This is a genomic window from Tardiphaga sp. (assembly GCF_028290785.1).
Classification (GTDB): domain Bacteria; phylum Pseudomonadota; class Alphaproteobacteria; order Rhizobiales; family Xanthobacteraceae; genus Tardiphaga.
The window spans coordinates 1-5,483 of record NZ_JAQGJD010000174.1; the positions used below are offsets into that span (position 1 = coordinate 1).

General features: G+C 62.6%; 4 protein-coding genes. All 4 read right to left on the reverse strand.

What is annotated here, in order from left to right; all coding sequences use genetic code 11:
• Positions 1–129 precede the first annotated feature (129 nt).
• On the reverse strand, positions 130–1,284 hold the full coding sequence (locus tag JWR89_RS10240; RefSeq protein WP_299715203.1) for an aminotransferase: 1,155 nt from the start codon (positions 1,282–1,284) through the stop codon (positions 130–132).
• Positions 1,285–1,291: 7 nt separating this feature from the next.
• A complete protein-coding gene (locus JWR89_RS10245; RefSeq protein ID WP_299715206.1) occupies positions 1,292–1,621 on the reverse strand; it encodes a rhodanese-like domain-containing protein in 330 nt (109 codons plus the stop codon).
• Positions 1,622–1,734: 113 nt separating this feature from the next.
• On the reverse strand, positions 1,735–3,669 hold the full coding sequence (locus tag JWR89_RS10250) for a potassium transporter Kup (protein ID WP_299715208.1): 1,935 nt from the start codon (positions 3,667–3,669) through the stop codon (positions 1,735–1,737).
• A gap of 143 nt (positions 3,670–3,812) precedes the next feature.
• A partial coding sequence (locus JWR89_RS10255; protein ID WP_299715211.1) for a potassium transporter Kup occupies positions 3,813–5,483 on the reverse strand: 1,671 nt, incomplete at its 5' end.

Sequence of the window (5,483 nt, forward strand, 5' to 3'; positions counted from 1 at the left end):
GGCGCCATGTAGTTCGACCAGTTGTAGAAATTGACGACCCGCTCCTGCGCCTGTGCAGACGCCGACAAGGAGATCGCCACCGCCAGCGCGGCGATGATGCGGGGGATGGCCGTACCCATGCAGTCCCTCCTAGCGGCCATGCACCGCATCGTGCAATCGCTCCAGCGCAGTGTCCAGCGTCGAGTCCTTCTTGGCGAAGCAGAACCGCACGACTGAGGTCACCTTGTCTTCCTCGTAGAACGCCGACACCGGAATCGCCGCGACCTTGTAGTCGTGCACGATGCGCTTGCAGAACGCTTCGTCGGTCTCGTTCAATCCGAGCGGCGACAGATCGACCGTGAGGAAGTACGTGCCTTGCGACTGGATCACGGGGAAACCGATGCTTTGCAGGCCGGCCGCCAGCCGATCGCGGCTGCGCGCGAGATCGGTCTGCATTTCCCTGAAGAATTCGTCGGACTTGCCGAGGCCATAGGCCACCGCAACCTGCAGGTTCGGCGCAGTGGTGAAGGTGAGGAACTGGTGCACCTTGGCGCAGACCCGCAGCAGCGGCGGTGCCGCGCAGACAAAGCCGATCTTCCAGCCGGTCAGCGAGAAGATTTTTCCGGCCGAGCCTATCTTGATGGTGCGGTCGCGCATGCCCGGGATCGACATCAGCGGGATGTGCTTGAAGCCCTCGAACACCACGTGTTCCCAGACCTCGTCGCAGATCGCGATGGTGTCGAACTCCTGGCAGAACTTGGCCAGCAGTTCGAGGTCCTCGCGCGGATAGACCACCGCGGCAGGGTTCAGCGGGTTGTTGAACAGCACCGCTTTGGTCTTGTGATTGAAGACCGCGCGAAGGTCCTCTTCGGTCAGTCGCCAGTGCGGCGGCTTGAGGCTGATCAGGCGCGGAATGCCGCCGGCCTGGCGGATGATCGGCAGATAGGAATCATAGACCGGCTGGAAGCACACGACCTCATCGCCGGGCTGCACGACCGCAAGGATGGACGCTGTCAGCGCCTCGGTGCCGCCGGAGGTCACCATCACCTCCGTCATCGGATCGAGGTTGAGTCCGTGCCAGTGCTGGTAATGCGTGGCGATCGCCTGACGCAATTCCGGCAGACCCATCATCGACGGATACTGGTTGTAACCGTTCAGTACCGCGTCGGCAGCGGCCTGGCGGATATCCTCCGGGCCCGCATGATCCGGAAAACCCTGGCCGAGATTGATGGCGTCGTTATCACGCGCAAGCTGCGACATCGCCTCGAATACGGTGACGGGCAGTTCCGAAAAAATCTTGTTCATGGACGCGTCAGCCGGCCTTGGTCGGCAGGCCTGCAGCCTTCCAGCCAAGTATGCCGCCGGCGAGGTGCTTGTCATAGGCAAAGCCATCGGCCTGCGCCGCCAGCGACGCGGTCACCGAGCGCTTGCCGGAGCGGCAGGCGAACACGATCTGCTTGCCGGCGGGATCGGGCAGATCTGCGGAGTCGAAGGCCGATAGCGGGACAACGACCGCGTCCGGATAGGCCTCGGCCTCGACTTCATTGGGCTCGCGAACGTCGACCAGCAGATAGCGGCCATCGGCGATGCCCTTGGCAACGTCTTCGGGCGCCAGATCCGTCACGCTATGATTATCGGCCACTAAAACCTCCTGACGCCCTGACATTCCAGAGCGCGTTTTCAACTGCAAACATACCTGCCTGTTCGGCGCCAACGTCGCCCCTTGCGGGACGAAAATCAAGCGTCCGCAGGACGCTAAATCGTGACCTGCGTACCGACTTCGACCACCCGCCCCGTGGGGATCTGGAAATAATCGGTGGCGTCGTTGGCGGTGCGGCTGAGTGCGATGAACAGCAAGTCCTGCCAGCGCGGCATGCCGGAATGTGCGGCGGGCTTCAGTGCGCGCCGCGACAAGAAGAATGAGGTCGACATGATGTCGAACTGCCAGCCGAGTTTTCGGGCGATGGCCAACGACTTCGGCACGTTCGGCGATTCCATGAAGCCGAAGCGCAGTGTCACCTTGGCGAAGGTGGCGCTGATGTCTTCCATCCGCACCCGCTCCGCCGGATCGATGCGCGGTGTCGGAGCAGTTTCGATGGTGAGAATAACATTCTTCTCATGCAGCACTTTGTAGTGTTTCAAACTATGCATCAGCGCGGTCGGCGCGCTCTCGGGATCGCTGGTAAGAAACACCGCGGTGCCCGACACGCGCTGCGGCGGTCGCTTTTCTAGCATCGCCACCAGGTCCTTGAGCGGGAATTCCAGCTTGCGGGATTTCTCGAACAGCAACCGGCTGCCGCGGCGCCACGTATACATCAGCAGGATGACCACGCCGCCGAGTGCCAATGGCACCCAGCCGCCGTCGAACACCTTCAGCAGATTGGCCGCGAAGAAGGTGAGATCAAGCAGCAGGAAAGGCACGATCAGTGCCGCCGCCGCGTAAGGCGACCACTTCCAGACCCGCCAGATCACGACGAAGCCCATCATCGCAGTCACGACCATGGTGCCGGTCACCGAGATGCCATAGGCTGAGGCCAGCGCGCTCGACGACTTGAACAGCAGCACAAGGAGCACGACACTGACCAGCAGCAGCATGTTAACGCGCGGAATGTAGATCTGGCCGGAATGAGATTCCGAGGTATGGCGGATTTCGAAACGTGGCAGCAGTCCGAGCTGGATCGCCTGCTGGGTCAGCGAATAGGCGCCGGTAATCACCGCCTGGCTGGCGATCACCGTGGCGGCCGTCGCCAGACACACCATCGGCACCAGCGCCCAGTCCGGAAACATCAGGAAGAACGGGTTCTCCAGGGCGGTGGGATCGCCGATTACGAGAGCTCCCTGCCCGAGATAATTCAGTGCCAGCGACGGCAGCACGATGTAAAGCCACGCGGTCTGGATCGGCCGCTTGCCGAAATGGCCGAGGTCGGCATACAGCGCCTCGGCGCCGGTGACGGCGAGGAAAACGGCACCGAGCGTGACGAAGCCGATGATCCCGTGATGAAACATGAACGAGACCGCATGCGCCGGATTGAGTGCATGCAGCACTTCCGGATGGCGCAGGATCGGTGGAATGGCCGCAATCGCGATCACGGCGAACCAGACGCACATCACGGGGCCGAAGAACGCCGCGACCCGCGCGGTGCCGCGCGACTGCACGCCGAACAGCACGATCAGGATGATGATCGTGATCGGCACGACATAGGCGTCGAACGCCGAGGTGACGAGCTTGATGCCTTCGATGGCGGAGAGCACCGACAACGCCGGCGTGATCACCGCGTCGCCATAGAACAGCGCGCCGCTGATGATGCCAAGCAGGACGATCAGCGAGGCACCGCCGCCCGAACCGACGGCGCGCTGCGCCAGCGCCATCAACGCCAGCGTCCCACCCTCGCCGTGGTTATCGGCGCGGAGCAGAATGAGGACGTATTTCAGCGTTACGACGATGATCAGGGCCCACAGGATCAGCGACAGCACCCCGAGCACGGCCTCGTTGCTGACGCCGGCTGCCGTATGCCCCCCGGCGGCCACCAGGGCCTCCCTGAGCGCGTACAGCGGGCTGGTGCCTATATCGCCGTAGACGACGCCGATGCTGCCCAGCATCAGCGATTTGAACCCGGCCGTTGAATGGGTATTGGCATGCCCGGAGGCCACCGGCGTTTCCGCGGCGGGGACTGCGCTATCGCTGGTCATGAGATGGGCCTCAATTGGCTTCACTGTAATGGCAAAGCGAAACGGTCATGGCCCTGCGCCAGACGCAGAGTACATCGCGATTTCAGCCCTCAGCTATGCAAAAATCGGGCAAACGTCAATTGGGGCGCGCCGGATAGCAGCGGTTAAATGGTCACCTGGGTGCCTACTTCGACCACTCGCCCAGTCGGAATCTGGAAATAGTCCGTGGCGTCGTTGGCCGACCGGCTCAACGCGATGAACAGATGATCCTGCCACAGCGGCATACCGGATTGGGCGGAAGGCTTCAGCGAGCGCCGCGACACAAAGAACGACGTCGCCATGATGTCGAACTGCCAGCCCAGTTTGCGGGCGATAACCAGCGCCTTCGGTACGTTCGGCGACTCCATGAAGCCGAAGCGCAGTCGCACCGTGGAGAACTTGTCGCTGATATTCTCCATCCGCACGCGCTCGCTGGGATCGACGCGCGGCGTCTGCCCGGTCTCGATTGTCAGGATCACGTTGTGCTCGTGCAGCACCTTGTTGTGCTTCAAATTATGCAACATCGCCGTCGGCACGAAATTGGGATCGCTGGTGAGAAACACCGCCGTGCCCTTGACGATGTGCGGCGGCCGTTTCTCCAGGCTCTTGATCAGGTCCTTGAGCGGGACCTCGGTACGTCGGGTCTTGGCGATCAGGATCGCCGCGCCGCGCCGCCAGGTCCAGATCACCACCGCCATGGTGAGACCAAACAGCAGCGGCACCCAGGCGCCTTCCAGCAGCTTGAGCAGGTTGGCGCTGAGGAACGTCAAATCGACGATCACAAACGGCACGATCACCGCCGCCGCAGTGGCGGCCTTCCAGTTCCATAGCTTCCAGATCACCACGAAGCCCATGATGCCGTCGGCGACCATGGTGGTGGATACGGCGATACCATAGGCAGAGGCCAGCCCGCTGGAGGTGCGGAACAGCATCACCAGCAGCAGCACGCCAATCAGCAGCAGCCGGTTGACGCGCGGCAGATAGATCTGGCCGGCATGGGATTCGGAAGTGAAACGGACCTCAAAACGCGGAAGCAGGCCGAGCTGCACCGCCTGCCGCACCAGCGAATAAGCGCCAGTAATGACCGCTTGGCTCGCAATTACCGTTGCCGCCGTAGCCAGCACGATCAGAGGCACCAGCATCGACTGTGGCGCCATCAGGTAGAAAGGATTCTCGATAGCGGCGGGATCCGACAGCACCAAAGCACCCTGGCCGAAATAATTCAGCATCAGCGCCGGCAGCACCAGGAAGAACCAGCCCGACTGGATCGGCTTGCGGCCAAAATGGCCGAGATCGGCATACAGCGCTTCGCCGCCGGTCACCGCCAGAAACACAGCGCCCAGCGTCACCAGGCCGATGGTGCCGTGGCTCAACAGGAATTGCACGGCGTAGTACGGGTTGATCGCCGCCAGCACGGTGGGCTCGTCTGAAATATGGGACAGGCCCATCAGTGCAAGGACGGTGAACCAGACGATCATGACCGGGCCGAACGCGGTGGCCACCTTGGCGGTGCCGATGCGCTGCACCGAAAACAGGATGACGAGAATGACGACGGTCAGCGGTACCACGTAATGTTCGAGCGCGGGGGCCGCGAGCTTGAGGCCTTCCACTGCCGACAGCACCGAAATCGCCGGCGTGATCATGGAATCGCCGATGAACATCGAAGCGCCGACCACGCCGAGCGCCAGCAACGGCCAGCTCCGCCGCCCCAGCGCGCGCTGGCCCAGCGCCATCAGCGACAGCGTGCCGCCCTCGCCGTTGTTATCGGCGCGCAGCAGCAGCAGCACGTATTTCGC

Coding starts and splice junctions, on each gene's coding strand:
- JWR89_RS10240 (WP_299715203.1), bottom strand. CDS start 1,284: ATGAACAAGATTTTTTCGGAACTGCCCGTCACCGTATTCGAGGCGATG.
- JWR89_RS10250 (WP_299715208.1), bottom strand. CDS start 3,669: ATGACCAGCGATAGCGCAGTCCCCGCCGCGGAAACGCCGGTGGCCTCC.